We start from the raw sequence: 26974 nt of genomic DNA, 5'->3' as shown, positions 1-26974 counted from the left end.
CGCGACCGCCGTGACCCGCTTCGCCCGGCGGTGATTTTATAACATCTCAGTATAATATCTCATCTTATATGAGACATGTGTTAACGCAGTGCTTTCGGGGGTACTGTGCGCTCGCGGTGGTAGTCAGCGGATTCACCGCGCTGTGGGCGCTCGGCGTCATCTCCGTGGCGGTTCCGGTCGTCGGGTACGCGTGGTTCGCCGTCGCCGCGGTCGGGACGGTCGTCGCCGCGGGGATGTTCGCCCGCCGAGAGGAGGTCATAGAGAGCGACGCGACCGACGATCGTATCGACCGCTTCGAACGAACCTCGCTCACGGGGACGCCGCTCGCCCTCTACGTCGGCGCGCTCGCCGCGTGGACCGCCGTGTCGTTCGGCTGGGTGCTCGGCGGAATGAGCGCGGACGGACTCGCACTCGTCGGGTACGGTTGGCTCGCGATCGCCGCGTACGGCGCCGTCGTCGGCGTCGGACTCGCGGTGACTCACGGCGACGCCGTCACGACGGCGGTCAGCCCCTCCGAACGGCTCGAAACGGACGCCTGAAGCGGTCACGACGGCGTCCGATCGACCCGGCAGTTGGCCCGCGATTCTCGCGAGTGATAGCCGGCGGGAACCGCTTATTTCGGACGGCGAGAATCGTGGAGTATGACGACCGACGCCGCGGGCGCGGAAGCGAGCGCCGGGTTCGCCGTGAGCGTCCTCGCGGTCGCCGCCGCCGTCTGGGCGCTCCAGTTCACCGTCGAGATATTCACCAGTTGGGGATGGGCGCTTCTCGTCGGCAGCGCGCTGACCGTGCTCGGCGTGCTGCTTTCGTTCCCCGACGTGCGTCTCTACGTCGGGGTTCGGTCACCGGCCGAACAGTACCACCGCACCGCAGACGAGCGCTACGAGCCGGTCGACGACTGACCACCTTCCGAGTCGCGGGTCTGAGACGGAGTGTAGTCGCCACTCGCGGGCGCAAAAATGAGAGAATTTCGGGCACGTCCCGACGTCTGTCGAGACGACGTGAGCGCGGTGAAGCCGGTCTCAGCCGAACAGCTCGCCGAGACCTTCGCCGCCGTCGCCCTCGTCTTCGTCCTCCTCCTCGTCCTCCTCGTCGGCGGCGTCGGCCTCGTCGGCCTCCTCGTCGCCGTCGTCAGACGCGTCGTCGTCCGCGGAGCCACCGGCGGCCGCGCCGGCGGCGGGGGCCGCGGCGGCCGTCTCGATGGCGTCCTCGATGTCGACGTCTTCCAGCGCGGCGACGAGCGCCTTGACGCGGGACTCCTCGACGTCGACGCCGGCGGCTTCCAGCACGCCGGTGATGTTGTCTTCGTTGATCTCTTCGCCAGTCTCGTTCAGGATGAGCGCAGCGTAAACGTATTCCATTGGTGTGTCCTCGTAGTGTTAGCCGAACATCGCGCCGAGACCGTCGCCGCCGTCGCCGCCGTCGTCCTCGTCGGCGTCGTCGTCGGTGTCCTCGGCGTCGTTCGTGTCCTCTGTGTCTTCCTCCGCCTGTTCGTCGTCGGCGTCGTCCGTCGTCGGAGCCGGGGCCGCCTCGACCCCCTGTAGCTCCGCGGGGAGCGCCTCGTCGTCGTCGATCTGTGCGGCGAGCGCGCGGAGCTGAGCGTCGGCCTTCCCGATGAGGTCGGGCACGACGTCCGGACTCTCGATCTCCGCGAACAGCCCGACCGACTTCGCCTCGCCGGACGCCTTCGCGAGAAGGGTGCCGGCGGTGGCGGCCGTCGGGTAGGCGGCGTTGACGGAGAGGTTGCGCGCGGCGGCCGCGGCGGCCTGAATGTCCGCTTCGTACTCGTCGACGTCGATCGCCAGTTCGTCCGGTTCGAAGAGGACGCCCTCGGAGTAGACGCCCTTTAAGTCGAGTCCGACTTCCTTCGGCTCGATGCCGAGTTCGGTCAGGACGTTCGCGAGGTCGTCGTCGACGACCTCGCCCTCTTCGAGGACCTTCGAGTCCTCGGTGACCATGATCGAGCCGTCCTGGATGCGCGCGGCCGCGCCGATCGTCTGGAGTTCGCCGACGAACGGCCCAGGGTCGACGCCGGTGTCACCCTCGGGGATGACGACATCGTTGGGGGCGACCTCGCCCGCGTTGATCGGGGCGGGTGTCTTCGAGGCTTCGAGCTGCTTGAAGAGGCCGAACGGGTTGTCGTTCGTGCCGATGAGCGCGACCTGACCCGAGATGTACTGGGTCAGATCCTCGACGCCATCGTTCACCGCTTCGAGCGCGCGGACGGTGAGCGTGTTGCGGCTCATCCGGACGTCCGCGGAGCCGTGAAGCTCGCGGCGCATGGCCTGGAGCTGACGGCTCGGGATGCCGGCGACGCCGACGATCCCGACGGAGTTGAACGAGTCGATGAACTCGACGAGCTCGTCGACCTCCTCCTGTTTCCACTGCGGGATCGTCTCGGTCTTGCGGACCGAACTCATACGGGCACCTCCTTTGCGGGACCCATCGTGGTCTTCACGAAGATCCCGTCGATGTTGAGCGGCCCCTTTTCGAGGTTCGCTTCGAGTCGGCGGATGATGACGTCGATGTTGTCCGAGATCGCTTCGGCACCCATGTCTTCTGCACCGACACGAGTGTGGAACGTGCGCCGGTCGCGCGACCGGAGCTGCACGGTGTTTTTCATCCGATTGACGGTGTCGACGACGTCGTCGTCCGGCTGCAGTGGGGTAGGCATCTTCCCGCGCGGACCGAGGACGGTACCGAGGTACCGACCGATGTCCTGCATCAGGCTGGCTTCGGCGACGAAGAAGTCGGTCTCGTCGGCCAGATCCTTAGCGCGGTCGTCGTCGTCTCCTAAGTCTTCGAGGTCGTCGCTGTCGAGTACTTCGTCAGCGACCTCCTCTGCGCGGACGGCGGTTTCGCCCTCCGCGAAGACGACGATCTGTGTTTCCTGCCCCGTTCCAGCCGGCAGCACGACGGACTCGTCGATGCGGTTCGACGGATCGTTGAGGTCGAGGTCTCGCAGGTTGATGGCGATGTCCACCGTCTCGCGGAAGTTCCGCTCGGGGGCATCGTCGAGTGCGAGGGTCACGGCCTCTTGTATTGTGTCTGCCATTTTCACCTCCGTAGTACGCAGGTCGCTCCTACGGGTCAGTGAAACAGGCGAAGCCTGTCTCAGCGGAAAGTGGTCCATCGGAGGTTTAAAAGCGTCGAACCGCCCGTCCGCGTGTGAACCGCAGACAGGGGCAGTGAGTGCCGCTCGGGAGTGGTTCGATCACGTCAGCGCCCGCAGCGCGGTCGCCACCGCACCGGCGACCGGGGAGGTCACAGCAGACGTTCGACGGGCGTCGATCCCGAAAACGTCGGAGAGGGGAATCCTTTTGACGCCGCTTCGTGACCGTCGAGGTAATGATTCAGGGTGGTCCGGCGTGACGATGGACGACCGCATCGACGACCTCCGCGAGCGGCGCGAGACGGCGGCGAAAGGCGGCGGCGAAGACCGGATCGATTCCCAACACGAGAAGGGGAAGATGACCGCGCGCGAGCGCATCGACTACTTCCTCGACGACGGGACGTTCCACGAGTTCGACCGCTTTCGCACCCACAGAAACCACACGTTCGGGATGGAAGAACAGCAGATCCCCGGCGACGGCGTCGTGACGGGATACGGCGAGGTGAACGGCCGAAAGACGTTCGTGTTCGCGCACGACTTCACCGTCTTCGGCGGCTCGCTCGGCGAGGTGTTCGCCGAGAAGGTGTGTAAGGTGATGGACAAGGCGATGGACGTCGGCGCGCCGGTCGTTGGCCTCAACGACTCCGCAGGCGCGCGCATCCAAGAGGGCGTCGCCTCGCTCGGCGGCTTCGCGGAGATATTCCGGCGGAACACGGAGGCATCGGGCGTCATCCCGCAGATCTCCGCGATCATGGGACCGTGTGCCGGCGGCGCGGTGTACTCCCCCGCGATCACCGACTTCACGTTCATGGTGAAAGACACCTCGCACATGTTCATCACCGGGCCGGACGTCATCGAGACGGTGACCGGCGAGGAGGTGAGCTTCGAGGAACTCGGCGGCGCTGTCACGCACTCGTCGACCTCCGGCGTCGCGCACTTCGCTGAGGAGAGCGAGGAGGACGCACTCGACAACATCGCGCGGCTGCTCTCGTATCTCCCCGCGAACAACGTCGAGGACCCGCCGCGCGTGGAGCCGTGGGACGACCCCGAGCGCGCGGACGACGAGCTGACCGAGATCGTCCCCGACGCGCCGCGCAAGCCGTACGACATGAAAGAGGTGATAGGTAGCGTCGTCGACGAGGGGTCATTCTTCGAGGTGCAAGAGAACTTCGCGAAGAACATCGTCGTCGGCTTCGGCCGGCTCGACGGTCACTCGGTCGGCGTCGTCGCCAACAACCCCCGCGTGAACGCCGGCACGCTCGACATCGAATCGAGTCAGAAGGGCGCACGGTTCGTCCGCTTCTGTGACGCGTTTAACATCCCCATCGTCACCTTCGAGGACGTGCCCGGGTTCATGCCCGGCACCGATCAAGAGCACAACGGGATCATCCGTCACGGAGCGAAGCTGTTGTACGCCTTCTCGGAGGCGACCGTCCCCCTCCTGACGGTGATCACCCGGAAGGGGTACGGCGGTGCCTACTGCGTGATGTCGTCGAAACACATCGGCGGGGACGTGAACTACGCGTGGCCGACCGCGGAGATCGCGGTGATGGGGCCGAAGGGCGCGGTCAACGTCCTCTACCGCGAGGAGCTGGCCGACGCCGACGACCCGGACGCGCGCCGACAGGAGCTGATCGACGAGTACCGCGAGGAGTTCGCGAACCCCTACACCGCCGCCGACCGCGGCTTCATCGACGACGTGATCGAACCCACGGAGACGCGTGCGCGACTGATATCCGACCTCCAGATGCTGAAGGGGAAGCGCTCGGAGTCGCCCGACAAGAAACACGGCAACATCCCGATCTGATGGCAGCTGACGCACCCAAGCCCGCGGACGACCGCGAGCCAGATCGAACGAGACAGACGCCCCGCGACGCCCTCGCCGGACTGTCGATCCCCGACGACGCCGGTGACGCGGAGGCCGCCGCGATCGCGGCGGCCGTCGCCGCGCACCTCCGAGACGGCGAAGCGGCCGCGGCGGCTGTGGCCGCCGAGCGCGACGACGGGGGCTGGGACGGCGACCGGTGGTCGTTCGTCGGTCGGATCGACCGACTCCAGCGCCGGCGAGTCCGCGTCGCGGACGGCGCACCGACGGACCCGTGGACCGCCGCGGGACGCGCCGATCGGTTCTGACTCGGGCGGGGCGGATCGGACTGTCAGCCGGCTCGCCGATCGCCGGCTCGGACCGATAGAATGAGGTGGGTTATGGTGGAAGACTCCCGCAGGAATGTTCGACAAGGTTCTCGTCGCGAACCGCGGAGAGATCGCGGTTCGGGTGATGCGCGCCTGTGCGGAGTTCGGTGTCGACACCGTGGCCGTGTACAGCGACGCCGACAAACACGGCGGCCACGTCCGGTACGCGGACGAGGCGTACAACGTCGGTCCCGCGCGAGCGGCCGACTCCTACCTCGACGGCGAGGCAGTCGTCGACGCCGCCCGCGCCGCCGACGCCGACGCGATCCATCCCGGCTACGGCTTCCTCGCCGAGAACGCGGAGTTCGCGGCGCGCGTCGAGGGCGCGGACGGGATCACATGGATCGGCCCGTCGAGCGACGCGATGGAGCGACTCGGCGAGAAGACCCACGCCCGTCGAGTGATGGCCGACGCCGACGTGCCGATCGTTCCCGGGACGACGGAGCCGGTCACGGAGCCCGAGGCGGTCCGCGAGTTCGGCGACGAGCACGGCTACCCGGTCGCGATCAAAGCCGAGGGCGGCGGCGGCGGCCGCGGGATGAAGGTCGTCGAGAGCGCCGAGGAGGCCGAAGAGGCGCTCGAATCGGCCAAACGCGAGGGCGAGGCGTACTTCTCGAACGACTCCGTCTACCTCGAACGCTACCTCCAGACGCCGCGACACGTCGAAGTGCAGATCGTCGCGGACGACCCAGACGCCGGGGCGTCCGACGATGGAAACGGCGACCCGAGCGACGACACATTCGGCGACGGAGGCGGATCGCTCGACGAGAGCGACGTGGTCCACCTCGGCGAGCGCGACTGCTCGCTCCAGCGCCGCCATCAGAAGGTGATAGAGGAGGGTCCCTCCCCCGCGCTCTCGGATAAGCTGCGCGAAAAGATCGGCGAAGCGGCCCGCCGCGGCGTCGCCGCCGCCGACTACACCAACGCCGGGACGGTCGAGTTCCTCGTCGAGGAGGACCCCGACCGCGACCCCGACGAGCCGCTCGGACCGGACACGCCCTTCTACTTCCTCGAAGTCAACACCCGGATCCAGGTCGAACACACCGTCACGGAAGAGCTGACGGGGATCGACATCGTCAAAGAACAGCTCCGGGTCGCGAGCGGCGAGGGACTCTCCGTCTCCCAAGACGACGTCGAGCTTTCGGGTCACGCTATCGAGTTCCGGATCAACGCCGAGAACGCCGCAGAAGAGTTCCAGCCCGCCAACGAGGGCTCGTTAGAGACGTACGATCCGCCGGGCGGAATCGGCGTCCGCGTCGACGACGCGCTCCGGCAGGGCGACGAGTTAGTCACCGACTACGACTCGATGATCGCGAAGCTGATCGTGTGGGGGGAAGACCGCGGGGAGTGTCTCGCGCGATCGAAGCGAGCGCTCGCGGAGTACGACATCGACGGCGTGATCACGATCGTTCCGTTCCACCGGCTCATGCTCGGCGACGAGCGGTTCGTCGACGGCACGCACACGACCAAGTACCTCGACGAGGAACTCGACCGCGAGCGTATCCAAGACGCCCAGCGGCAGTGGGGGTCCGAGACCATCGGTTCGGCGGACGGGGACGAGGACGAGGAGGTGACCGAACGCGAGTTCACCGTCGAGGTGAACGGGAAGCGCTTCGAGGTGGAACTGGAAGAGCGCGGTGCGCCCGCGATTCCGGTGCCGGAGGGCGGTACCAGCGGAGGCGGTGGCGGCCAGCAGCGCCCCCCGCAGGCCACGTCCGACGACGGCGGCGACAGCGGGGTCGACGTCGCCGAGGGCGGCGAGGCGATCGAGGCGGAGATGCAGGGGACGATCCTCTCCGTCGACGTGAGCGAGGGCGAGGAGGTCGCTGCAGGCGACGTGGTCTGCGTGCTGGAGGCGATGAAGATGGAAAACGACGTGGTCGCCGAGCGCGGCGGCACGGTCGCGAGCGTGCAGGTCGCCGACGGCGACAGCGTCGACATGGGCGACGTGTTAGTCGTGTTAGAGTAGCCGATTCCGGCGACGTCGCGGCCTACAGGTCGTCGGTGTCGAACTTCCAGAGACCGACGAGCGGCGGCGCGAGCGTCCAGAACACGAGCATCGACGCCGCGGAAATCTGTCGGTTGACAGACTCGCCGGAGAACAGCTGACCGCCGAGGAACGCGTTCGTCAGCGCTTCGACCCCTGCGGTGGGGTTCGCGACCTGCAGGAACGTCCGGATCTGCGTCGTCGACACCGGGAGCGGGTCGATGAGCGGGCTCGCGGCTCCGAGGACCTGTCCGGTGATCGCGCCCCAAAGCAGCACGAAGAGGACGTAGATCGACACGCCGCCAATCAGCGCCCGTCGCTGTGTCGAGGCGGCGGCCGAACACCCGACCGCGATAGCGACGAAGACGACGCCGAGGACGGCGGCGAAGACGGTGTACCCGAGGTACGAGCCGGCGTTGAACGCCGCTATCTGGCCGGTCCACGAGAGACCTGCCAAGACGACGGCCGGCAGCAGGAATCCGGCACCCACCGCGAGCGACAGCGCCGCCCCGCGGCCGACCACCTTCCCGAAGACCACGTCGGCCCGCGAGTGCGGCAGCGACAGGAGCAGCTTCAGCGAGCCGGATTCGCGTTCGCCGCTGACCGCATTATATCCGACTACGACGCCGACGAGCGGGACGAGCGTCGTCACCAGGAAGGGGCCGACGAAGAAGCGTAAGAGGAGCTCGGTCGCGAACTGCTCGCTCTGTCCGGTCGGACGGATCACGAACGCGAACACCGCGACGAGCACCGAGAACAGCGCCACGAGGATCGCCATCCCCCGGGAACGGACTGCGTCGTGAAAGTCTTTCTCCGCGACGGCAACGAGGCTCATTCGCCCACCTCCTCGCCGTCGGCGGCCACTCTATCGTCGCCGTCGGCGGCCGTCTCGTCGGCGGCATCACTGGTGACTGCGTCGGCGGCGTCAGCAGTCGTCTCGTCGGCGGGTGCGTCGGGAGCCGCATCGTGCGCTCCAGTGCTCGCCCCGGAGTCGCCGCGAGTCGCCGGTGCGGTGCCCTCGGTGTACGCGAGAAAGAGGTCTTCAAGCGACGCCTCCCGGGTGTGGAAGTCGTTGACCGTGACGCCGGCGTCTTCGACCGCGGCGATCACTCGCGTCTTCGCGTCGTCGGCACAGTCGACCACGAGGGTGTCGCCGGCGCGGTCGACGCGGCTGACGCCGTCGAGAGCCAGCACCGCCTCGACGGCGGAGTCGAGCGCCCCGGTCGCACCGCCCGCGTCGACGGCGATCTCCAGCGTCTCTTCGCTTCCGACTGCCTCGCGAAGACCTTCGACGGAGTCCTCGGCGACGAGTTCGCCGTCGCGGAGAATACCGACGCGGTCACAGACGGCGTCGACCTGTTCGAGCACATGCGACGAGAAGAACACCGTCGCACCGCGGTCCGACTCCGCGCGAACGATCTCGCGCATCTCCTTTGCGCCCGCCGGGTCCAGTCCCGAGGAGGGCTCATCGAGGATGAGCAGGTCGGGGTCGCCGACGAGCGCCATCGCCAGCGCGAGCCGCTGGCGCATCCCCTTGGAGTAGCCGCCGGCCTTGCGGTCCGCGTCGTCGAGGAGCCCGACCCGCTCCAAGAGCGCGTCCGGATCGTCGTCGGCCGCTTTCGACCGGATCGCGAACTCGACGTGCTTCCGGCCCGTGAGCCGATCGTACACGGAGAATCCGTCGGGGAGAACGCCAGTGCGGCGACGGATGTCGACCCCGTCGCGGGTGGCGTCGCGGCCGAGCACGGCCACCGTTCCCTCCGTCGGCCGAACCAGATCGAGCACCATGTCGATAGTCGTCGACTTGCCGGCCCCGTTCGGTCCGAGGAAGCCGTACACCTCCCCTTCCTCAACGGTCAGGTCGAGGTCCCGAACGGCCGTGACGTCGGCGAACTCCTTCGTCACGCCCCGCAGTTCGATTGCGGTCATATACGCCTCTGTTCCCGCGTCACCCGATAAAGGGTTGCGGGTCGAGACGTCCCACCCCTACTCGTCGCCCGCTGGCGGCCAGTCCACGCCGCGATCGGCCAAGAGGTCGGCGAAGGCGTCCTCGTCGAGCACGGGAACGTCCTCGTCGGCGGCGGCGTCCCGCTTCGAGCGGCCGGGATCGTCGCCGGCGACAAGGTAGTCGGTGTTCCCCGACACCGACGAGGTCGCCGACGCGCCGTGCGACTCGACGTGCGCCTGCGCCTCGCTGCGAGTCACCGACAGCGACCCGGTGAACACGAAGGTGAGACCGGAGAGCGCGTCCGCCGCCTCGGTGGCGGCGTCCGTCTCGACCGGCTCGGGATCGATCCCTCGATCACGGAGTTCCGCGATCGCCGTTCGGTTCTCCTCGCGGTCCAGGAACGTCCGGATCGAGTCGGCGACCTCGGAGCCGACGTCGTTGACCTCGCGGAGGGAGTCCTCGTCGGCATCGAGGAGCGCATCGAGGTCGCCGAAGTGCCTCGCGAGCGCGCGGGCTGTCGTCGCGCCCACGTCGGGGATCCCGAGCCCAGCGAGAAAGTCGGAGAGCGGAGGCGATCGAGTCTCGTCGAGCTCGGCTATCAGGTTCTCTGCGCTCGTCTCGCCCCATCCCTCCAGTGCGGCGAGATCGGCGACAGTCAGGTCGTATAGGTCCGGAAGGGACTCGACGAGTCCGGCCTCGCGGAGCTGTTCGACGCGCTCGGGGCCGAGTCCCTCGACATCGAGGGCGTCGCGCCGGGCCCAGTGCTCGATCGCCCGCTCCAACTGCGCGGGACAGCCGAGCCCGCCGGTACAGAAGGCGAGCGGCCCGTCGCGCTCGACCGGCGCGCCACAGACCGGGCACGTCTCGGGGAAGGCGTACGTCCCCTCCGACCGCTTCTCGACCACGTCGGGGACGTAGGGGATCACGTCGCCGGCGCGATAGATCCGGACGCGGTCGCCGACGTTCACCCCGAGCGCCTCGATCTCGGCCGGGTTGTGCAGCGTCGCCCGCGAGACGGTGACCCCGCCGACGTCGACGGGGTCCAACTCGGCGACGGGCGTGAGACGCCCAGTTCGACCGACCTGAACCGTTATTCCGTCGACCGTCGTCGTCGCGGTTCGCGGCGGGAACTTGTACGCGAACGCCCACCGCGGGGCCCGTGCCGTCGAGCCGAGAGCCTCGCGAGCGGCGCGCTCGTTTACCGAGATCACGACGCCGTCGATCTCGTAGTTCAGGTCGTCGCGGTCCGCCATGAGGCGGTCCCGGTAGTCGAGCGCCGCATCGATGTCGCCGACCCGCTCGATCCGGTCGGTCCGGCGGAGCCCGAACGCGTCGAACGCGTCGAACTCCGCCCAGTGCGTGTCGGGGCGGTTCGGCCGGCCGCCGCCGTCCGCGTCGTCGGGGCCGTCCGCGCCGTCTGAACCGGGCGAACCGTCCGTGCCCTCCGCCGCCGTTTCCCACGCCAACACGTCGAAGAAGAAGACGTCGAGCGGGCGCTCGGCGACCACCGCGGGATCGAGCTGTCTGAGGGTCCCTGCGGCGGCGTTGCGGGGGTTCGCGAACGGCTCGTCGCCGCGCTCCATCAGCTCCTCGTTGTACGCGGCGAAGGCGTCGCGCGGCATGTACACCTCGCCGCGGACCGCGAGGCGAGCCGGCGGGTTCCCCCGGAGCCGTTCGGGGACCGAGCGGATCGTTCGCACCTGTTCGGTCACGTCGTCGCCTTCGGTCCCGTCGCCGCGGGTCGCAGCGCGGACGTACGCCCCGTCCTCGTAGACGACTTCGACCGAGAGCCCGTCGAACTTCGGCTCGCAGACGTACTCGACCGCGTCCGGGTCGAACCCTGCGTCCGCGACGCCGCGCCGGACGCGCTCGTCGAACTCGCGGACCGCGTCGGCCTCGGTCGCGTTGTCGATGGATCGCATCGGCGCGAGGTGCTCGACGGTGTCCAGCTCGTCGAGCGGCTCGCCGCCGACGCGTCGTGTCGGGGAGTGTTCAGTCGAGAGGTCGAAGGTCTCTTCGAGCCTCTGGAGCCGCGTGAACAGTCGGTCGTACGTCTCATCTGCGATCAGCGGATCGGCACGGACGTAGTACCGGTGGTCGTGTTCGCGGAGCGCCGCCCGAAGCAGCGCCGCCTGCTCGGCTGCCGCCTCCGCCGAGAGCGACTCGGCCGGTTCGAAGTCGGTCGGCGGCGCTTCGACGTACGGATTCTCGTCCGGGTCCGCGTACCGGGTCGTCGACCCGGACGGCGCGTTCGTCATCGGTCGACTCTTGGGCGGCTCGGATTAAAAACGACCGTTCGTGCTTGAGGACCGGCGCGCCTCGGTCGCCTCGGGTCACGCGGCGGAGAGCAGTTTCAATCGCAGTTCCCGCTCGTCGACCTCGTATTTGAAGGCCGGATGGCCGTCGACGAGCACGTATGGGACGCGGTCGCCGTACTCGTCCGCGAGCTCCGGGTCCTCGTCGACGTCGACCATCTGTAGGTCGATCGCCACGTCGAGGTCCGTAGCCACGTCCTCGATCGTCTCGCGGGCGGCGACACAGAGCGAACAGTTCTCGCGGGTGTACACCGTGACGGGTACTGGTCCCGGTGCGTCCGTCTCGCGCATCGACGTCGATTCGGGCGGCGACGGTGAATCGCTTTCGCTCGGATCGGCTGAGTGACCGACGATGTTTAACGGACCGCGCGAGAACGGGGCGGCATGGAGCCGGTCGACGACTGGCGCGAGGCGCTCGCCGAGACCGGGGAGCTGACCGGTCCGATCGCCGCCGCCGTCGTCGACGACCACGGCGACCGCGGGAAGCGGGCCATCGAGGCGGTCGGCGAGGGACGGGTGAAACGCTATCGAGACTTCACCGTCGTCGTCGGCCACGAGGACGAGTACGTGATCGAAGACGGGGAATGCACCTGTGCGGACGCGACGTACAACCTCGATCCGGCGGACCCCGACGAGCGGTGCTGGCACGCGATCGCGGTCGACGTCGCGGACGCGATCGGTGCCGTCGACCACCACGACATGTGGTACTCGGAGGTCCGAGAGTTCCTGTAGCGCGTGCGTCCGAAACGACGGGGAGCGCGATCAGCGACCGCTCGGCCGCGTGAGACGCCCGATTCCGTCGAATTCCGGTCTGAGAGTCGAAAACGTTTACAACGGCGGCCGGACTCCTGTACGGTATGGCGGACTGTCCACTCGCCGACGACTGCCCCAGATTCGACGAACAGATTCAGGGGATGGGGTGTCAACACTACGGCAACAAGGGCGGCGCGGAGTGGTGTAGCCACTACGATATGCCGATCTACGAGCTGAAACAACAGCCCGTCCAGCCCGGCGAGGAGGTCGAAGTCGAGGTCGACGACATCCACGAGAGCGGGTCGGGCGTCGGCCGCACCGACGACGGCTTCATCGTGCTCGTCGACGGGCTCCTCCCGCCGGCGCGCGCCGAGGTGCGTATCCATCGCGTGAAATCGAGCCACGCGACCGCAAAGGAGGTCGTCGAGCGCCTCCCCGATGACCCCGACGAGGAAGACGACGGCGCAGGCGCGTCCGAGACGGACGCGGACCCGGACGCAGACGCCGAAGACGATGAGGGCGACCGACGGCGCGACCGCCCGGACCGCGAACGGCTCGGCAGCCGCGAGAATTTCTGGGGCAAGTGATCGGCGCTCGGGGTGGCCCCACCCCACGGACAGTCCGAACGCCGCCGGTCGCGTGATCGAGCGATCTAGGCGCCGGTGTTTATTCGGCCCGAAACCGCCGTTTTTTGAACGCTCGTCTCGTCTGTGTGGGTATGGTCGCAGACGACGGCTCGGCCGACTCCGGTCCGGACGCCGACCTCGACGACGTCAACGCCGCGGATCTGCTCGAACGAGCCGGGTTCGACGCCGACGAGAGCGTCCTCACGGACCGGCAAGCCGAGGTGCTCGCGCTGCGGGAACGAGGGCTCCGGCAGTCGGACATCGCGGACCGACTCGGCACGTCGCGGGCGAACGTCTCCAGCGTCGAGGCCAGCGCCCGCGACAACGTGGAGCGCGCCCGCGAGACGGTCGCGTTCGCGGAGGCACTCTCCGCGCCGGTCAGAGTGGAAATCGACGCGGGGACGGACCTCTACGACGCGCCGAAGCGGGTGTACGACGCCTGCGACGAAGCGGGCGTGAAGGTGAACCAGACCGCGCCGGAGCTGATGAAGGCGATAGGGGACCGCGCCGGCGACGCGGTCCACGGCCGCGAGGTCCGCTCCCGGCTCTTCGTCACCGTCGACGCGGACGGACGGATCCGGGTGCGACAGCCGTAGCCGAGCCCGCAGGCCAGCGAGGCGGGACGGGCGAGCGATTCTCCCGGGTTCCCGACCGCGGACGCTAAGTCCGTGGCCCGAGGACGGCTGTCCATGCGCGTCACGCTCCTCGGAACCGGTGACACGACCGGGACACCGACAGTGGGCTGCGACTGTGACACCTGCGAGGCGGCGCGCGAACGGGGGGTGTCGCGCTCGCGGTTCTCCGTCCACGTCGAGAACGAACGCACCGGCGAGGCTCTGCTCGTCGATTTCAGTCCCGACTTCCGGAGCCAGTTCCTCGACGCCGACGTTCCGCTTCCAGACGCCGGGCTCGTGACGCACATCCACTTCGACCACCTCGACGGGCTGGGCAACGTCTACCGTCTCGTCGACGGGCTCCCGGTCCACGCGCCCGCGGAGACGGATCCGGCGACCGACGAGAGCGTCGCGGAGACGATCCGCCGGAAGTACGACTACCTCGAAGACCGGATCGGCGTCCACGCCCGCGAGCCGTTCGACCCCTTCGAGACGTGCGGATTCGAGGTCCGGCTGGTACCCGTCGATCACCCGCCGCTTCTGTGTTTCGGTGCCGTCATTGCGGACCCGAAGACGGGCGCAAAACTCGCGTTGACGGGCGATACCAGCTACGACATCCCCGAGCGCTCGCGCGAGGCGCTCGCCGGGGCCGACCTCCTCCTAGCCGACGCCATCGTCCCCGCGTCGCTCTGTCACCACCACCCGATCGGCGGCCGCCACGAGGACGCAGACGGCGTCCCGCGCACGTTCGGGACGAAACACATGACCCGCGAGGGGGCGCTGGCGCTCGCCGACGAACTGGACGCAGCGCGGACGCGACTGGTCCACCTCGCGCACTACTATCCCGCCGACGAGGCGTTCGCGGAGCCGCTCGCGGTCGACGGCGAGGTCTACGAGCTGTAGGTCACTCGTACTCGCTTCCGACGACCTCGCGGATCCGCTCTGCGGTCACCTGCCCGACGCCGTCGACCGCGAGCAGGTCCTCCTCGCGCGCCGTCATCACCGCCTCGACGGTGCCGAAGTGTTCCAAAAGCGATCGGGCGGTGACGGGACCGATGTCGGCGATGGCGGAGACGACGTACTCCTGTTGTTCCGCGCGGGTCTTCGTCGTCTTCTCGCCGTGGACGCTTATCTCGCGGTCGCGCGTCTCCTGCTCGCGGCGGGCGATCGTCGCGAGCAGTTCGGCGGTGTCCGTCTCGCCTTCGGTCCGCAGAACGCTCACGTCGAAGTCGACCGCGAGCGACGCGAGCGCGCCGCGGATCGCGTTGGGGTCGATGTCGCGCTGTCCGTAGAGGTTCGCCCCCTCGACGATCATTACGGGCCGAGCGTACGCCCGTGAGAGCTCACCTATCTGCTCGAACAACGAGCGGTCGGCGTCGAGCATCGAGTCCACGAAGTCGGCGGCGGACTTCCGCTCGACGGCGACGCGGTCCGAGAGCACGTAGTCGCCGACCGCGAGCGTCTCCAGCCGGGTGACGAGCCCATCCCGCGTCGAGAGGTCCTTCGCGATCGAGGAGTCGAGCTCGCGCTGGTCGACGACGATCTCGACGCCCTCGTCGACGCCGGCGGTCGCGACGACGCCGTCCAGGTCGTCGGCCTCGCTTCCGTCAGCGTCGCTCCCCTCGGCGGCGGCCGCACTCCCGTCGCTCTCGTCGTCTCCCTCGCGTGCCTCCGCGGCGAAGTCGGTGAGGCCAGGGTCGTCGCCGGCGGCGGCGGTGTCGCTGTCGGCGGTAGCGTCGCCGGCGTGGGACTTGTCGTCGGTGTCGGCGGAGTCTGTGTCACCCTCTCCGCTTGCGAACGCGTCGAGCCCGGCCTGTCCGTCGTCGCCGACGGATTCCTCGATGTCGTCTGTGGCCTCCTTCAGCTCGACGAGCTGGCTTTCCATCTTCTTCTCGCGCCGCCGCGAGATCCAGAAGAACGCCTCGTCTCGGGTGTCTTCGGCCATCAGGACGACGACTTTCCCCTCCGCCTGTCTGCCGGTCCGTCCCTTCCGCTGGATCGACCGAATGGCCGTGGGAACCGGCTCGTAGAAACACACGAGGTCGACCTCGGGGACGTCGAGCCCCTCCTCGGCGACGCTCGTGGAGACGAGCACCTCGAACGCGCCGTCTTTGAACGCGTCCAGCGTCTCCTGCTGCTGTGTCTGGCTCATCCCGTCGGAGCCCTCCTTGTCGCCCTGACCGACGAACTTCCGGACGTCGAAGCTGGCGGAGAGAAACTCGACGAGCGCTTCTGCGGTGTCTCTGGACTCGGTGAACAAGATTGCGCGTTCGCCCTCGTTGATGCCGAGCGTCTCAGCGAGCAGAATTCGCGCCTTCGAGAACTTCGGGTGGAGGCCGTCGAACGACTCGGCCTTCCGCATCGCGTCTCGCACCTTGGGGTCTGCGACCATCCGCTGGCTCGCCTTCGACGCGCCCGACGACCGGGCCGCCTCGCGCTGTCGCTCGAAGTAGCGCCTGACGGACTCCACTGACTGCGTCTCGACGAGTTCGACGGCCCGGCGGAGCTTCATCACCTCCGCGTGGGTGCTCATTCCCTTGTAGCCGTCCGACTGGTCGTTGTCCATCATCTTCTTGAGCTTCCCGCGCATCTCGTTGAGGTCGCGCTGGGAGAGATCGGGATTCGTCGTGTTCGTCACGCCCAACTGCTTGAGCGTCTCCAGCCGGTCCGTGATCACCTCGTTGAGGGCGTCGCGGATCGCGAGCACCTCGTCGGGCAGGGTGACCTGCTCCCAACTGACGTCGGTGTCGTGGGTGTACTCGCCGACATCGGCGTCGTCTTCGGTCATCACCTCCACGTTGCGGAGCCCGAGGTTCTCACACACCGTCTCGATCTCCTCCGTGTCGCCGCCGGGCGACGCCGACATCCCGGTGACGAGCGGGTCCGCGGCGTCGGCGTGGTAGCGCTCGGCGATGTACACGTACGCGTAGTCGCCGGTCGCGCGGTGACACTCGTCGAACGTCAGGTGGGTCACGTCGGAAAGCGAGATCCGGTTCCCGACCAGATCGTTCTCGACGACCTGCGGCGTCGCGATAACGATCCGGGCGTCGTTCCAGACGGCGGCGCGGTCGTCGGGTTTCACGTCGCCGGTAAACACGACGATCTCGTCGTCTGGAACCGTCAGAGCCTCGCGATAAAACTCCGCGTGCTGCTGGACGAGCGGCTTGGTGGGGGCCAAAAAGAGGGCTTTCCCGCCCGCCTCGTGGAGGCGTTCGGCGGTGACGAGTAAGCTGACCGTGGTCTTGCCGAGGCCGGTGGGGAGACAGACGAGCGTGTGGTCGGCGGCGGCCGCGTCCGCCAGTTGGACCTGGTAGCGGCGGTGCTGGAGGAAGTCGTCGACGAGTAGCGGTCGGTCGATCCCGGCGGCCTCGGTCGCCATCGGCGGGCCTACGCCGCCTCCGGCCTAAAGCCTTCGCGAAGCGGGGTGAAAGTTATCGCTCGACGGGACGGTCCTCTCGGACCTCCTCCGGAACCGTCTCGTCGACCAGCTGTGCCCACTCGACGAGTCGATCTCCGGATGGGGTTTGCGCGCTCATCAGGCGACGGATCTCAGTGGTACGTATTAACAGTTACCCCGATTCCAGCCGCGTCGGCATCGGTAGTCCGGCGCGGCGGGCTCGTCTCGCGAGCGGTTCGTGAGCGCGCGGGTACGTCCGCGACTCGCACGTCCGCGGCTCGTACGTCCGCGACTCGCACGCCTTTTACCGCTCACGCGCGTCCAGCCGGCATGAGCAACCTCGACGAGTTCCTCGCCGGCGAGCGGCTCGACGACGTGGTGTTTTTCGTGAGCGACGCGTATCTCGACGACGGCTCTCGGCTTCGGTCGGTCGGTACCGAGACCGACGACGGGGTTCGGCTGATACTCGACGGCGAGACGGGACGCTCGGCGTTCGAGGCCGGCACGGGCATGGGAGCGATGGAGTTCGCGAAGACCGCGATGGGCGCGGACGGCGAGATCGCGCGCTCGCTCGACGGCGGCGTCTGCCCGTTCGGTGACGGTGAGCGCGTCGACAGCGACGCCGGCTCCGGCGACGACGGCCCCGACGGCGACTCCGAGACCGACCACGCGGTCCAGTTCGTCTTCGCGTTCGCCGAGGCGCAAAACGAGGAGGTCGGCGGGCTCTACGCCGACGGCGACGTGGTCCACGCGTACGCCCACTGTACCTGTGGCGAGAGCTACTCGCACAAGTGGGTGGTCGGCGAGCGGGACGAGTAGCCGAGGCGGGCACAGACCGCGCCGACCACGGGTCGGGTCGCGTGCCGCCCGCACCGTCCATTATCCTCTGAACAGGCTCGCGTGGACGGGCGCGTGGTCCGATTCGGGACGCGGGTCCTCGTTGTCGCCGCCGTCGTCGGAGACGGCACGGCCCGCGACGCCGTCGCCGAGGAAGTCGCGAAGTGGGGGGCCGACGTGTTCGGGCTCGACGAGGAACGCGTCGTGACCGTGATCGGAGTCGATCACATGGTGAGCCACGGGGACGTCGCGCTCGCGGAAGGCGTCCGCGAGCGACGCGGACTGCTCGACCGTGAAGTGCCAGTCGGCGGTGAAACTCACCAAGAGCGCCTCGCCCTCGAAGGCGGCGATCGCGTCCGCGTCGGTGCCGTGGCCCGCGGAGAGATCGTACTCGTCCATCGCGCGCGTGAGATAGAGGTAGCTGTTCGCGTCGAACCGCTCGCTGAACCCCTCGGCCTGGTAATCGAGGTACGACTCGACCTCCCGATACGGGAAGAACGCCGCCGTCGGCTCCGGCGGAAGCCCGAGGTCACCCTCCTCGCGGGTCAGCGAGTCGCGACCCGCCGAGCGGCGGCCGAACTTCCGCTCCATGGAGGCCTTCGAGAGATACATGATGTGGCCGATCTGTCGGGCCAAGGCGAGTCCCTCGTCCGGCGAGGGCCGGTCGTCGCCGTAGTAGTTCCCCTCGTTCCAGTGTGCGTCCGCGCGGATCGCGCGGCGAGCGACGGCGTCGAGCGCGAGACACTGCGCGTCGAGCCGACCGGCGGTCGCGATCGCGACGATCCGGTCGACGTCGTCCGGGTACCGCTTTGCCCACTCCAAGACGTTCATACCGCCGACGCTGCCGCCAACGACGGCCCGTAGCCGGCCGACGCCGAGGTGGTCGAGGAGGCGGCGCTGCGCGCGCGCCCAGTCTTCGACCTGCACCGGTGGGAACGCGGTCCCCCACCGGTTGTGGTCCGGATCGTCGGGCAGATCGAGGTCGGGCGGTCGCTCGCTCGTCGGTCCGGTCGTTCCGTAGCAGGAACCGGGGACGTTGGCGCAGACGACGTAGTACTCCGTCGTGTCGATCGCCTTCCCGGGGCCGACGATGTCGTCCCACCACGCGCGGGCCTGCCCGGCCTGTCCCGCCCCGCGGGCGCTCTCGTCTCGGCTCGCCGCGGGCGAGCGCGCGACGTTCTGGCTGCCGGTGAGCGCGTGACAGATCAGCACGACGTTGTCGCCCTCGAACTCGCCGTGGGTCTCGTAGGCCACCTCCAGCTCGGGGACCGACTGTCCGCATTCGAAGGTGAACTCACCGAGTTCGGCGACGCCGTGGTCGGTGGGAATGGCGCTCACGCGAGTCACACCTCCGACCCGCCGGATCCCGACTCGTCCGCCGCGCGCTCGCCCGCGGCCAGCCCGCGGTCGAGGTCGGCTATCACGTCGTCTGCGTCCTCGATGCCGACGGAGAGCCGGAGCATGTTCGGGAAGACGCCGGCCAGTCGCTGTTGGGTCTCGTCGAGTTGCGCGTGGGTAGTCGAGGCCGGGTGGATGACGAGCGTCTTCGCGTCGCCGATGTTCGCGAGGAAGCTCGTCAGGTCCACGGACTCACACAGCGCCTTCGCGGCCTCGTAGCCGCCGTCGACGCCGAACGTGACCATGCCGCCGTCGCCATCGAGGTACTGCTCGGCGTTCCCGCGGCTGTCGTGGTCGTCGAACCCGGGGTACGTCACCCACGCCACCCGGTCGTCGTCGCGGAGGAACTCCGCGACCGCGCGGGCGTTCTCGCAGTGGCGCTCCATCCGGAGCGGGAGCGTGTTGAGCCCCTGGATCGTCTGCCACGCGTCGAAGGGTGACTGCTGACCGCCGGTGGTCCGCACGCCGCGCTGGCGGACGACGTTGGCGAACGCGGCGTCGCCGAACCGCTCGACGAAGTCGACCGGGAACGCCGGCGACTGCCCGTCGAGTTCGTCGTAGTCGGCGTCCGGGTGACCCCACGGGAACTGACCGCCGTCGACGACGACGCCGCCGACGGTCGTCCCGTTACCCGTGATCCACTTGGTCGTCGACTCCCAGACGACGTCCGCGCCGTGCTCGAACGGGCGACAGAGGTACGGGGTGGCGAACGTGTTGTCGACCACGAGCGGCACCGCGTGCTCGTGGGCGACTGCGGCTATCGCCTCGAAGTCGGGAACGACGAGCGAGGGATTCGCCACCGTCTCCACATGGACGAACGCCGTGTCGTCGTCTATCATCTCCTCGTAGGCATCGACGTCGAGGGTGTCGACGAGCCGAGTCTCGATCCCCCGGCGGTTCGCGATGGTCGACAGGTACGACGCGGTGCCGCCGTACATCTCCGAGCTGGCGACGACGTTGTCGCCCGTGCTCGCGAGCACGGTCGTGATCGCGTCGAACGCCGCCATCCCGGAGCCGGTCGCGACGGCTCCGGTGCCGCCGGACAGGTCAGCGAGGCGGTCTTCGAGGACGCGCACGGTCGGGTTCGCGATCCGTGAGTAGACGTTCCCCTCCGCCTGAAGGGCGTACAGATCCGCCGCCGCGTCAGCGTCGTCGAAGACGAACGAGGTCGTCTGATGGATCGGGGTCGCGCGCGACCCGGTCGCCGGATCAGCCTCGGCACCGGCGTGGAGACTCCGGGTGTTGAACCCACGTATCATGTGTGTAGTGCATATATCTAGATGCATCTATAACCGTCAGTTACGGCAACTGTTGCCTCTGCCGGTGGTGTCCGAGCCGCGACCGGTTCGAGCGGGCGCGTCTGGGGCGAAACGAGCGCCGACCGCCCGAGGCGTGAGTTTATCCCTCATCGCGCGCCATCGGACGATAATGGCAGTCGCCGACTCCCCCGTCCCGGATCTGGCCAGTCGCGCGACCGCGTGCGCCGAACGGCTGCGCGCGACGGATCGGGTCCTCCTCGCGTCGCACATCGACGCCGACGGACTCACGAGCGCCGCGGTCGCGTCGACCGCGCTCGCGCGCGCCGGCGTCGACCACGAGGTCGTCTTCGAAAAACAGCTCGACGACGCGGCCATCGAGGGCATCGCTGCAACGGGGTACGACACGGTGCTTTTCACCGACTTCGGCTCCGGACAGCTCGACGCCATCGCCGAGCACGAGGCCGCAGGCCAGTTCACGCCCGTCATCGCCGATCACCACCAGCCGGCCGACGCCGACACGGAACTCCATCTCAACCCGCTCCTCGAAGGGATAAACGGCGCGAGCGAACTGTCCGGGGCCGGCGCGAGCTACGTCCTCGCGCGAGCGCTCGAAGGCCCCGACGGCGACAACCGCGACCTCGCCGCGCTGGCCGTGATCGGCGCGGTCGGCGACATGCAGGACTCGGACGGCGAACTCGTCGGAGCCAACGCGGCCATCGTCCGCGACGGCGTCGACGCCGGAGTGATCGAGACGCGAACGGATCTCGACCTGTACGGGAGACAGACCCGCCCGCTCCCGAAGCTCTTGGAGTACGCCTCCGACGTGACGATCCCCGGGATCTCGAACGACGAGGCCGGGGCGATATCGTTCCTCGCCGACCTCGACGTCGATGCGAAACGCGACGGAGAGTGGCGGCGCTGGGTCGACCTGGACGCCGGAGAGCGCCAGACGCTCGCCTCCGGACTGATGCGCCGCGCCGTCGCCTCCGGAGTTCCCGCCGACCGGATCGAGGCGCTCGTCGGCACCTCCTACACCCTCGTCGACGAGGAGCGCGGCACCGAACTGCGAGACGTGAGCGAGTTCTCCACCCTACTCAACGCCACCGCGCGGTACGACCGGGCGGACGTGGGACTCGCGGTGTGTCTCGGCGACCGCGGCGACGCACTCGCGGAGGCGCGGCGGCTCCTCCGCACCCACCGTCGGAACCTCTCGGAAGGCCTACAGTGGGTAAAAAACGAGGGAGTGGTCCACGAGGCCAACATACAGTGGTTCGACGCGGGCTCGCGGATCCGGGAGACGATCGTCGGCATCGTCGCCGGGATGGCGGTCGGGTCGCCAGCGGTCGATCGCTCGAAGCCCGTGATCGCGTTCGCAGAGGAGAGTGCGGAGGAACTGAAGGTCTCCTCGCGCGGATCGCACGCGCTCGTGCGGCGAGGACTCGACCTCTCTGCGGTGATGCACGAGGCCAGCCGCGCCGTCGGCGGCGACGGCGGCGGCCACGACGTCGCCGCGGGCGCGACGATCCCGATCGGCGAGCGGGACGCCTTTCTCGCGGCGGCCGACAGGCTGGTGGGAGAACAGCTCTCGTGAGCCCAGCGACGCCCGCCGCCGGTGAACGCGCGGGTCACTCGCCGACGGTCCGACGGACCCAGCCGGACGCGCCTGACGGCGACGGGTCCGACTGCTCTCGGGCCTGCGCGGTCCCCGCGCCGTCGACCGCGCGGACGACCACGTCGTGTGTCCCGTCCGGATCGAAGACGTGTCGCCACTGTCGCCAGACGTCCCCGTCGGGGAGGGGATCGGAGAGGACCGCGTCGGTCCACGAGCCGCCGCCGTCAGTCGAGACGTCGACCCGCTCGATCCCGCGCGTCCCGGCGTAGGCGTGGCCGGCGAGTTCGATCCGGCCGTCGGACAGCTCCGTGATCCCCTCGTCCCAGAGCTTGGCGACCGTCTTCACCTCGCCCGTCCCCTCCCAGCCGCGCTCCTCCCAGTAGCCGTCCTCTTCGACGTTCAGCAGCTCGATCTCCGAGAGCCACTTCACGTTCGTCTCGCCCCAGTGGCCGGGGATCAGCACGCGGACCGGGTGGCCGTGTCCGGTGGGAAGCACCTTCCCGTTCATCCCCCACGCGAGGAACCCCTCGGCGAGCACCTCGACCGGGAACTGGACGTAGTAGCCGTCCTCGCCGCGCACCATCGCGCAGTGGCAGTCGCCCGCGGGGTCGACCGACTCGAGAAGCGGCCGGATCGGGGTGCCGGTCCAGACGGCGGTGTCGAGCTTTCGCCCGTTCACCCGTTCGCCGACGCATCGCAGGGAGATCGCTCGGTGTTCGACGGGACGGTCGATCAGGTCGTCGAACGTGACCGTCCGCCCGGGGCCGATCTCGCCGGTGAACGTCAGCGACCACTCGGCCGCGGTGACGTCCGGGTCGAGTTGCGCGATGTCGACGTTGTAGAACTCGCCTATCGGACTCACCATCCCGAGGAGGTCGTCGCTTTCGAGCGTGAGCGAGGCCGATTCGACGTCTCGGATACGGGTCTCGACACCCTCTGATCGCGGGGCGTCGGGGAGCGGCTCGGGTGTCTCTCCCGGCCCGGGACCGGCCTCGAACGCCTCGCGTCCGATGACCGCCGCGACGACGAACGCGAGCGACCCCGAGACCGTGCGGAGCACCCGTCGGCGCGCCGCGTCGACGGGCTGTGTATCGTCACTCGTCGACCCGCCGCTACCGAGCGCGGTTATCACTGCCACGGGAAGTGCAGCCCCGAGTGCCGGACTGAGTGCTCCCGTCATTCCGACGGCGAGCAGCCACGACCCGACACCGGCCGCCGCGACGCCGGCCGAGAGGCGGTCGGTTCTCACCGCGATCCGCTGTCCGACCAGAGACAGCGCACCGAACAGGCCGGCAGCGACGGCGAGCGCCAGCGCGACGTGTAACAGGTGCCCCGAATCGCCGAGCGTCTCGATGGCGACCGTCACGATGGGTCCAGGCGTTCGGTTGACGATCGCTTGGTCAAGCGGGGAAACGACGAACGAGCGCGACCAGCCGGTGGCGAGGTACGAGCCGGCGACCGCGGCCGCGCCGGCCGCGGTCGCGAGGAGGAGGTCACGACCCGTGAGATCGGTGGGCATACGACCCGATAGCGCTGCAACCACTTGAATGCGGATCGGCCGGGCTACCGATTGGGCGGTCTCGACGGGGGAAGAGAATCGAACACGACAGCAACCGAATTCGGGGAGCGAGACGAGTGACGACCGCAGTTGGCGTCGGCTCGTCGGTCAGGCTTCGCCGATATCGCGGAACATCGCCCGGTAGTCGTCGGACGAGAGCGACTCGCCGAGGTCGTCGATATCCGCGTCGATGTCGTCGAGTCGCTCGACCAGTTCGGAGTACGCCTCGTTACCCTCCCGCTGAGCGGCGGGCTTCTGTGAGTTGAGGACTGCGCGCTTGCTGGCGAGCGCGGCGGCCTCTTGAATGAGGTCGTCGTACTCGCTCCGCGTCAGGAGGGTGTCGATCGCCGCTAGCAGCTTCGAGCGACTGACCGGCTTGGTGAGATACAGGTCGAATCCCATGTCGACGATGTCGAAGTCGGGCTCGACCGCGGTGACCATCGCGACGCGGCAGTCGTAGCCGGCGTCGCGGATGTGGTCGAGCACGTCGTCACCGCTCCCGTCCGGAAGCCGGCGATCGAGCAGTACAACGTCGAACGTGGCGTCGACCTGCTCGATCGCGTCCGCGGCCGTTTCAGCGACGGCCACGTCGTATCGCTCTTCGAGGAAGCCGGCGTACAGCGCGGCGATGTCAGGCTCGTCCTCGACGACGAGAACCGAGGGATCGCTCACCGCCGGTCACCACCGAGGTCGACGGAAGACGCTTCACCGGACATACACGAACGGGCGGCGTGTCGAGAAATAAAGCTGTCGCCGTCTGCGCGGCCGGTCGATCGGATCGTCTTTTATATACTCTCGACGCAAATACGGGGACGAATGTCTGAACTCGTCTCCACCGGGGTCGAGGGGCTCGACTCGATCCTCACCGGCGGTATAACGGAGCGATCGACGGTTCTCGTCTCCGGGAACCCCGGTACCGGTAAGAGTATTTTCGGCATCCAGTACCTCCACCACGGGGCCACGGAACACGGCGAACGCGGTGTGTACGTCTCCTTCGAGGAGGACGAATCCGATATCCGCGGTGCTGCGGAGTCCATCGGCCTCGACGGGTTCGGTGACCTCGTCGACGACGGCGACATCGTGATATTGGATAAACGTGAGATGCTGCGCGAGACTGACTTCTCGACGGCGGTCGATCACCTCCTCGACACGGTCGAAGACGGCGAGTTCGACCGGCTCGTGCTCGATTCGCTGTCGATGTTCCAACTCTTTTTCGACGCCGAACAGGAGAAGCGGACGTACCTCCTGAAGTTCTCCGACATCCTCAAAGCGAACGGTCTTACGTCGCTTTTGATCAACGAGCAGGGAGCGGTCTTCCCCGACACGGAGGTCGGGTTGGAGAACTTCCTCACGGACGGGAACATCTACTTCATCCAGACGCCGACCGATTCCGGCGTCAACCGGTACGTCTGGGTCGCGAAGATGCGGAAACAGGACATCGATACCGACATCTTCCCGATGGAGATCGGCGAGGGGGGGATCACGGTCCACGAGCGGGCCGGCGGGTTCTCGATGATGGGACGGTCCGACGAACCGTCGTTTTAATCGGGGGTCCCGTAAGCGAGAAGGAGATCGGCCGGCGAGAGGTCCGAGTCGTCACTGGCCGGACGAGAGGTCCCGCCAGACGTCGTCGAGGCGGTTCTTCACCGCGGAGCGTTCTTCAACTTCGACCGTGAGCCCGTCGCGGAAGTCGACCTCGACTCCGTCGACCTTCCGGCGGTACACCTTCACTCGACGGTGTTCGTCCGAGAGCGGCCGGTCGTGGAGTTCGAGGAGATCCGCCTCCTCGAGTTCGTTGATCCGTCGGTAACACGTCGCGATCGGCACGTCGAGCTCGTCGCTGAGGTCCTGCGCCGACATCGCGTCGCCCGTCGCGGTCAGGATGTCCGTGTTGTACTTGTTACCGAGAACCGTGATCAGGTCGTCTCCCACCATTCACGTTATCGCAGTTGATTTTTTGAGGTTAAAAGGATACCGGTGATGTCGAACGGTCGGGAACGTGTTCCGGCGCCGTCTCCGTGTGCGTGCGCGGAGAATTATGGGTGGCGGCGCTCGTCAGGGTGTTATCGCCCGTGATAGTCGCCACCGTGGGTTTATACGTCGAGTTTACGGACGGAGCGTATGGAGTTCATCGAGGGGTTGTACCTCGTTACGACTACCGTGTTGGCCGGCGCGAGCGCGACGCTCGTGGCCTTCGCGGTCGCGGCGTACCGGTCGTCCGGTCGAACGGCGATGGCGTACCTCGCCGTCGGATTCGGTCTCGTCGTCGTCGCCGCCGTGGGGACGCCGATCGCCGCCTTTCGGACGGGGTTCGCGAACGCGCAGGCGTTGTTGTTGATCACCACGGGGCTGTTTGCAGCCTCGATGGCGCTCGTCGCCGGGAGCCTCGTCGTCTACGAGCCCGGGACGCAGGAACTCGTGATCCCGGAGTCGGAGCTGACGCGGATCCAGGACCGGTAGCCCGACCGGAACTACCGGCGTCGACGACAGACGACACTGACAGGGGTGTTGTCGCATCATGGATGAGACGGGCGTTCACTCGCGTGCCTATACAAAATCGGCCCGAAGCCTGAAATCAGCGACGCCACCCACTGGAACACTGATATCACATCCGATAACCCCGAGGTTCGGTTGGACGCAATATTCACCGATGAATAAGTGATATTAATCCCAAAATCGCACTACTGCAGTTGTTTATCAATGTGGATAATCGGTACAGAGTGTTTAATAGGGAATTCCCACTTCCTTCTGGTAACGCCCGCCGGGCAGGCCGGGGGCCGACGCAACACAACCAATGTTCGAAGCAATCATGGACGAGGAAGAGCGCGGTCAAGTGGGGATCGGAACCCTCATCGTGTTCATCGCGATGGTGCTCGTGGCGGCGATCGCCGCGGGTGTTCTGATCAACACGGCCGGCTTCCTTCAGACGCAGGCTGAGGCAACGGGCGAAGAGAGTACAAGTCAGGTGAGCGACCGGCTGCAGATCGTCAGCACATCAGGAACGGTCAACGGCGACCAGAATATCTCGAATGTCACGTTTATCGTGGCGACCTCACCGGGATCTGGTCCGATCGATCTTAGCCAGACGACCGTAGAGTTTGTCGGGGAGGGTGGTCAAGATCGGTTCGATGTTCAGTCATCAAACATCACAAACATCATCGGTACAAGTGGTGATGTCTTGACTGATAACAGCGACCGCAAAGAGGTCACCTTCGCTATCAGTGATCTTGACTACAACGGTAACGCACTCGGCGAGGATGAGCGGGTCACGGTAACGTTCACTACTTCCTCCGGTGCGTCCACAGTCAAAGAGATTCGGGTCCCGACGACGATTACGAGCGAGGACAGCTCAGTGAGGCTATAAT

Annotated in this window: 27 protein-coding genes; 14 read left to right on the top strand and 13 right to left on the bottom strand. The window is 67.7% G+C overall.

The features are described 5' to 3' along the window. Positions 1–68 precede the first annotated feature (68 nt). Together EP28_RS09960 and EP28_RS09955 are read left to right on the top strand one after the other, a co-directional pair. A complete protein-coding gene (locus EP28_RS09960) occupies positions 69–539 on the top strand; it encodes a hypothetical protein (RefSeq protein ID WP_049983880.1) in 471 nt (156 codons plus the stop codon). Between the two features lie 102 nt (positions 540–641). Further along, positions 642–902 carry a hypothetical protein gene (locus EP28_RS09955; RefSeq protein ID WP_049983879.1) on the top strand — a complete coding sequence of 87 codons (261 nt, stop codon included), beginning with the start codon at positions 642–644 and terminating at the stop codon, positions 900–902. A gap of 120 nt (positions 903–1022) precedes the next feature. On the opposite strand, the gene rpl12p is transcribed toward EP28_RS09955, so the two are convergent. The 3 genes from rpl12p to EP28_RS09940 are packed head-to-tail and all read right to left on the bottom strand — an operon-like array spanning position 1023 to position 3055. Beyond that, positions 1023–1361: a 50S ribosomal protein P1 gene (rpl12p, locus tag EP28_RS09950; RefSeq protein ID WP_049983878.1), complete on the bottom strand. Its 339-nt coding sequence runs from the start codon at positions 1359–1361 to the stop codon at positions 1023–1025. A gap of 18 nt (positions 1362–1379) precedes the next feature. Beyond that, entirely contained in the window at positions 1380–2420 is a 1041-nt protein-coding gene (locus EP28_RS09945) for a 50S ribosomal protein L10 (RefSeq protein WP_049983877.1), read from the bottom strand. Next, complete coding sequence (locus EP28_RS09940; RefSeq protein WP_049983876.1) at positions 2417–3055, bottom strand: 50S ribosomal protein L1; 639 nt, start codon at positions 3053–3055, stop codon at positions 2417–2419. Before EP28_RS09940 ends, EP28_RS09945 begins: the two co-directional genes overlap by 4 nt. 319 nt (positions 3056–3374) lie before the next feature. Between EP28_RS09940 and EP28_RS09935 the strand changes: the two genes are divergently transcribed. The 3 genes from EP28_RS09935 to EP28_RS09925 all read left to right on the top strand — a co-directional run bounded on the left by EP28_RS09935 (position 3375) and on the right by EP28_RS09925 (position 7274). Beyond that, on the top strand, positions 3375–4919 hold the full coding sequence (locus EP28_RS09935) for an acyl-CoA carboxylase subunit beta (RefSeq protein ID WP_049983875.1): 1545 nt from the start codon (positions 3375–3377) through the stop codon (positions 4917–4919). Next, positions 4919–5245, top strand: a complete 327-nt coding sequence (locus EP28_RS09930) for a DUF8022 family protein (RefSeq protein ID WP_049983874.1) — start codon at positions 4919–4921, stop codon at positions 5243–5245. Before EP28_RS09935 ends, EP28_RS09930 begins: the two co-directional genes overlap by 1 nt. A gap of 94 nt (positions 5246–5339) precedes the next feature. Continuing rightward, positions 5340–7274, top strand: a complete 1935-nt coding sequence (locus tag EP28_RS09925) for an ATP-binding protein (protein WP_049983873.1) — start codon at positions 5340–5342, stop codon at positions 7272–7274. A 22-nt stretch (positions 7275–7296) separates the two neighbouring features. On the opposite strand, the gene EP28_RS09920 is transcribed toward EP28_RS09925, so the two are convergent. The 4 genes from EP28_RS09920 to EP28_RS09905 all read right to left on the bottom strand — a co-directional run bounded on the left by EP28_RS09920 (position 7297) and on the right by EP28_RS09905 (position 11846). Next, entirely contained in the window at positions 7297–8127 is an 831-nt protein-coding gene (locus EP28_RS09920; protein WP_049983872.1) for an ABC transporter permease subunit, read from the bottom strand. After that, positions 8124–9221 carry an ABC transporter ATP-binding protein gene (locus EP28_RS09915; protein ID WP_049983871.1) on the bottom strand — a complete coding sequence of 366 codons (1098 nt, stop codon included), beginning with the start codon at positions 9219–9221 and terminating at the stop codon, positions 8124–8126. Before EP28_RS09915 ends, EP28_RS09920 begins: the two co-directional genes overlap by 4 nt. A 57-nt stretch (positions 9222–9278) precedes the next feature. Then, positions 9279–11498: an NAD-dependent DNA ligase LigA gene (ligA, locus tag EP28_RS09910; protein ID WP_049983870.1), complete on the bottom strand. Its 2220-nt coding sequence runs from the start codon at positions 11496–11498 to the stop codon at positions 9279–9281. Positions 11499–11573: 75 nt separating this feature from the next. After that, on the bottom strand, positions 11574–11846 hold the full coding sequence (locus tag EP28_RS09905; RefSeq protein ID WP_049983869.1) for a glutaredoxin family protein: 273 nt from the start codon (positions 11844–11846) through the stop codon (positions 11574–11576). Positions 11847–11939: 93 nt separating this feature from the next. On the opposite strand from EP28_RS09905, the gene EP28_RS09900 reads away from it, so the two are divergent. From EP28_RS09900 to EP28_RS09885, 4 genes are all read left to right on the top strand, one after another. Next, positions 11940–12287 (top strand): hypothetical protein, encoded by a 348-nt coding sequence (locus EP28_RS09900; RefSeq protein ID WP_049983868.1) that lies wholly within the window; start codon positions 11940–11942, stop codon positions 12285–12287. A gap of 125 nt (positions 12288–12412) precedes the next feature. Next, the gene (locus EP28_RS09895) at positions 12413–12895 is read left to right on the top strand and encodes a TRAM domain-containing protein (protein WP_049983867.1); all 483 of its coding nucleotides are present in this window, start codon (positions 12413–12415) and stop codon (positions 12893–12895) included. A 131-nt stretch (positions 12896–13026) separates the two neighbouring features. Next, on the top strand, positions 13027–13530 hold the full coding sequence (locus tag EP28_RS09890) for a Tfx family DNA-binding protein (RefSeq protein ID WP_049983866.1): 504 nt from the start codon (positions 13027–13029) through the stop codon (positions 13528–13530). 93 nt (positions 13531–13623) lie between these two features. Next, a complete protein-coding gene (locus EP28_RS09885) occupies positions 13624–14451 on the top strand; it encodes an MBL fold metallo-hydrolase (RefSeq protein WP_049983865.1) in 828 nt (275 codons plus the stop codon). 1 nt (position 14452) lies between these two features. Here the strand turns inward: EP28_RS09885 and EP28_RS09880 are convergent, their stop codons facing one another. Continuing rightward, on the bottom strand, positions 14453–16927 hold the full coding sequence (locus EP28_RS09880; protein WP_049983864.1) for a DEAD/DEAH box helicase: 2475 nt from the start codon (positions 16925–16927) through the stop codon (positions 14453–14455). A 348-nt stretch (positions 16928–17275) separates the two neighbouring features. Here EP28_RS09880 and EP28_RS09875 point away from each other — a divergent pair, with 348 nt between their 5' ends. After that, a complete protein-coding gene (locus EP28_RS09875) occupies positions 17276–17764 on the top strand; it encodes a DUF5807 family protein (RefSeq protein WP_049983863.1) in 489 nt (162 codons plus the stop codon). Positions 17765–17824: 60 nt separating this feature from the next. Here EP28_RS09875 and metX read toward each other — a convergent pair whose 3' ends face one another. Both metX and EP28_RS09865 read right to left on the bottom strand, forming a co-directional pair. Beyond that, the gene (gene metX / locus EP28_RS09870; RefSeq protein WP_049983862.1) at positions 17825–19120 is read right to left on the bottom strand and encodes a homoserine O-acetyltransferase MetX; all 1296 of its coding nucleotides are present in this window, start codon (positions 19118–19120) and stop codon (positions 17825–17827) included. A gap of 5 nt (positions 19121–19125) precedes the next feature. Beyond that, positions 19126–20439: an O-acetylhomoserine aminocarboxypropyltransferase/cysteine synthase family protein gene (locus EP28_RS09865; protein WP_049983861.1), complete on the bottom strand. Its 1314-nt coding sequence runs from the start codon at positions 20437–20439 to the stop codon at positions 19126–19128. 169 nt (positions 20440–20608) lie between these two features. Here EP28_RS09865 and EP28_RS09860 point away from each other — a divergent pair, with 169 nt between their 5' ends. After that, the gene (locus tag EP28_RS09860; protein ID WP_049983860.1) at positions 20609–22030 is read left to right on the top strand and encodes a RecJ family nuclease; all 1422 of its coding nucleotides are present in this window, start codon (positions 20609–20611) and stop codon (positions 22028–22030) included. 34 nt (positions 22031–22064) lie between these two features. On the opposite strand, the gene EP28_RS09855 is transcribed toward EP28_RS09860, so the two are convergent. Then, positions 22065–23570, bottom strand: coding sequence for a molybdopterin-dependent oxidoreductase (locus tag EP28_RS09855; protein WP_049983859.1), 1506 nt, complete (start codon positions 23568–23570; stop codon positions 22065–22067). A gap of 147 nt (positions 23571–23717) precedes the next feature. Beyond that, entirely contained in the window at positions 23718–24281 is a 564-nt protein-coding gene (locus EP28_RS09850) for a response regulator transcription factor (RefSeq protein WP_049983858.1), read from the bottom strand. Between the two features lie 144 nt (positions 24282–24425). Between EP28_RS09850 and EP28_RS09845 the strand changes: the two genes are divergently transcribed. Then, positions 24426–25154, top strand: a complete 729-nt coding sequence (locus EP28_RS09845; protein WP_049983857.1) for an RAD55 family ATPase — start codon at positions 24426–24428, stop codon at positions 25152–25154. Positions 25155–25205: 51 nt separating this feature from the next. Here the strand turns inward: EP28_RS09845 and EP28_RS09840 are convergent, their stop codons facing one another. Continuing rightward, positions 25206–25544 (bottom strand): helix-turn-helix domain-containing protein, encoded by a 339-nt coding sequence (locus EP28_RS09840; RefSeq protein ID WP_008847358.1) that lies wholly within the window; start codon positions 25542–25544, stop codon positions 25206–25208. 186 nt (positions 25545–25730) lie between these two features. Between EP28_RS09840 and EP28_RS09835 the strand changes: the two genes are divergently transcribed. Continuing rightward, positions 25731–26069 (top strand): hypothetical protein, encoded by a 339-nt coding sequence (locus EP28_RS09835; RefSeq protein WP_049983856.1) that lies wholly within the window; start codon positions 25731–25733, stop codon positions 26067–26069. A gap of 334 nt (positions 26070–26403) precedes the next feature. Then, on the top strand, positions 26404–26973 hold the full coding sequence (locus EP28_RS09830; RefSeq protein WP_049983855.1) for an archaellin/type IV pilin N-terminal domain-containing protein: 570 nt from the start codon (positions 26404–26406) through the stop codon (positions 26971–26973). Position 26974 lies beyond the last annotated feature (1 nt).

This window comes from Halorubrum sp. BV1 (assembly GCF_000746205.1).
Lineage (GTDB): Archaea > Halobacteriota > Halobacteria > Halobacteriales > Haloferacaceae > Halorubrum.
This window is presented reverse-complemented; position numbering and strand designations above follow the sequence as displayed.

Coding starts and splice junctions, on each gene's coding strand:
- EP28_RS09855 (WP_049983859.1), bottom strand. CDS start 23,570: ATGCCCACCGATCTCACGGGTCGTGACCTCCTCCTCGCGACCGCGGCC.
- EP28_RS09915 (WP_049983871.1), bottom strand. CDS start 9,221: ATGACCGCAATCGAACTGCGGGGCGTGACGAAGGAGTTCGCCGACGTC.
- EP28_RS09885 (WP_049983865.1), top strand. CDS start 13,624: ATGCGCGTCACGCTCCTCGGAACCGGTGACACGACCGGGACACCGACA.
- EP28_RS09935 (WP_049983875.1), top strand. CDS start 3,375: ATGGACGACCGCATCGACGACCTCCGCGAGCGGCGCGAGACGGCGGCG.
- ligA (WP_049983870.1), bottom strand. CDS start 11,498: ATGACGAACGCGCCGTCCGGGTCGACGACCCGGTACGCGGACCCGGAC.
- EP28_RS09940 (WP_049983876.1), bottom strand. CDS start 3,055: ATGGCAGACACAATACAAGAGGCCGTGACCCTCGCACTCGACGATGCC.
- EP28_RS09865 (WP_049983861.1), bottom strand. CDS start 20,439: ATGATACGTGGGTTCAACACCCGGAGTCTCCACGCCGGTGCCGAGGCT.
- EP28_RS09860 (WP_049983860.1), top strand. CDS start 20,609: ATGGCAGTCGCCGACTCCCCCGTCCCGGATCTGGCCAGTCGCGCGACC.
- EP28_RS09930 (WP_049983874.1), top strand. CDS start 4,919: ATGGCAGCTGACGCACCCAAGCCCGCGGACGACCGCGAGCCAGATCGA.
- EP28_RS09890 (WP_049983866.1), top strand. CDS start 13,027: ATGGTCGCAGACGACGGCTCGGCCGACTCCGGTCCGGACGCCGACCTC.
- EP28_RS09945 (WP_049983877.1), bottom strand. CDS start 2,420: ATGAGTTCGGTCCGCAAGACCGAGACGATCCCGCAGTGGAAACAGGAG.
- EP28_RS09920 (WP_049983872.1), bottom strand. CDS start 8,127: ATGAGCCTCGTTGCCGTCGCGGAGAAAGACTTTCACGACGCAGTCCGT.
- EP28_RS09905 (WP_049983869.1), bottom strand. CDS start 11,846: ATGCGCGAGACGGACGCACCGGGACCAGTACCCGTCACGGTGTACACC.
- EP28_RS09925 (WP_049983873.1), top strand. CDS start 5,340: ATGTTCGACAAGGTTCTCGTCGCGAACCGCGGAGAGATCGCGGTTCGG.
- EP28_RS09895 (WP_049983867.1), top strand. CDS start 12,413: ATGGCGGACTGTCCACTCGCCGACGACTGCCCCAGATTCGACGAACAG.
- EP28_RS09835 (WP_049983856.1), top strand. CDS start 25,731: ATGGAGTTCATCGAGGGGTTGTACCTCGTTACGACTACCGTGTTGGCC.
- EP28_RS09840 (WP_008847358.1), bottom strand. CDS start 25,544: ATGGTGGGAGACGACCTGATCACGGTTCTCGGTAACAAGTACAACACG.
- EP28_RS09880 (WP_049983864.1), bottom strand. CDS start 16,927: ATGGCGACCGAGGCCGCCGGGATCGACCGACCGCTACTCGTCGACGAC.
- EP28_RS09875 (WP_049983863.1), top strand. CDS start 17,276: ATGAGCAACCTCGACGAGTTCCTCGCCGGCGAGCGGCTCGACGACGTG.
- EP28_RS09830 (WP_049983855.1), top strand. CDS start 26,404: ATGTTCGAAGCAATCATGGACGAGGAAGAGCGCGGTCAAGTGGGGATC.
- EP28_RS09955 (WP_049983879.1), top strand. CDS start 642: ATGACGACCGACGCCGCGGGCGCGGAAGCGAGCGCCGGGTTCGCCGTG.
- rpl12p (WP_049983878.1), bottom strand. CDS start 1,361: ATGGAATACGTTTACGCTGCGCTCATCCTGAACGAGACTGGCGAAGAG.
- EP28_RS09900 (WP_049983868.1), top strand. CDS start 11,940: ATGGAGCCGGTCGACGACTGGCGCGAGGCGCTCGCCGAGACCGGGGAG.
- EP28_RS09845 (WP_049983857.1), top strand. CDS start 24,426: ATGTCTGAACTCGTCTCCACCGGGGTCGAGGGGCTCGACTCGATCCTC.
- EP28_RS09960 (WP_049983880.1), top strand. CDS start 69: ATGAGACATGTGTTAACGCAGTGCTTTCGGGGGTACTGTGCGCTCGCG.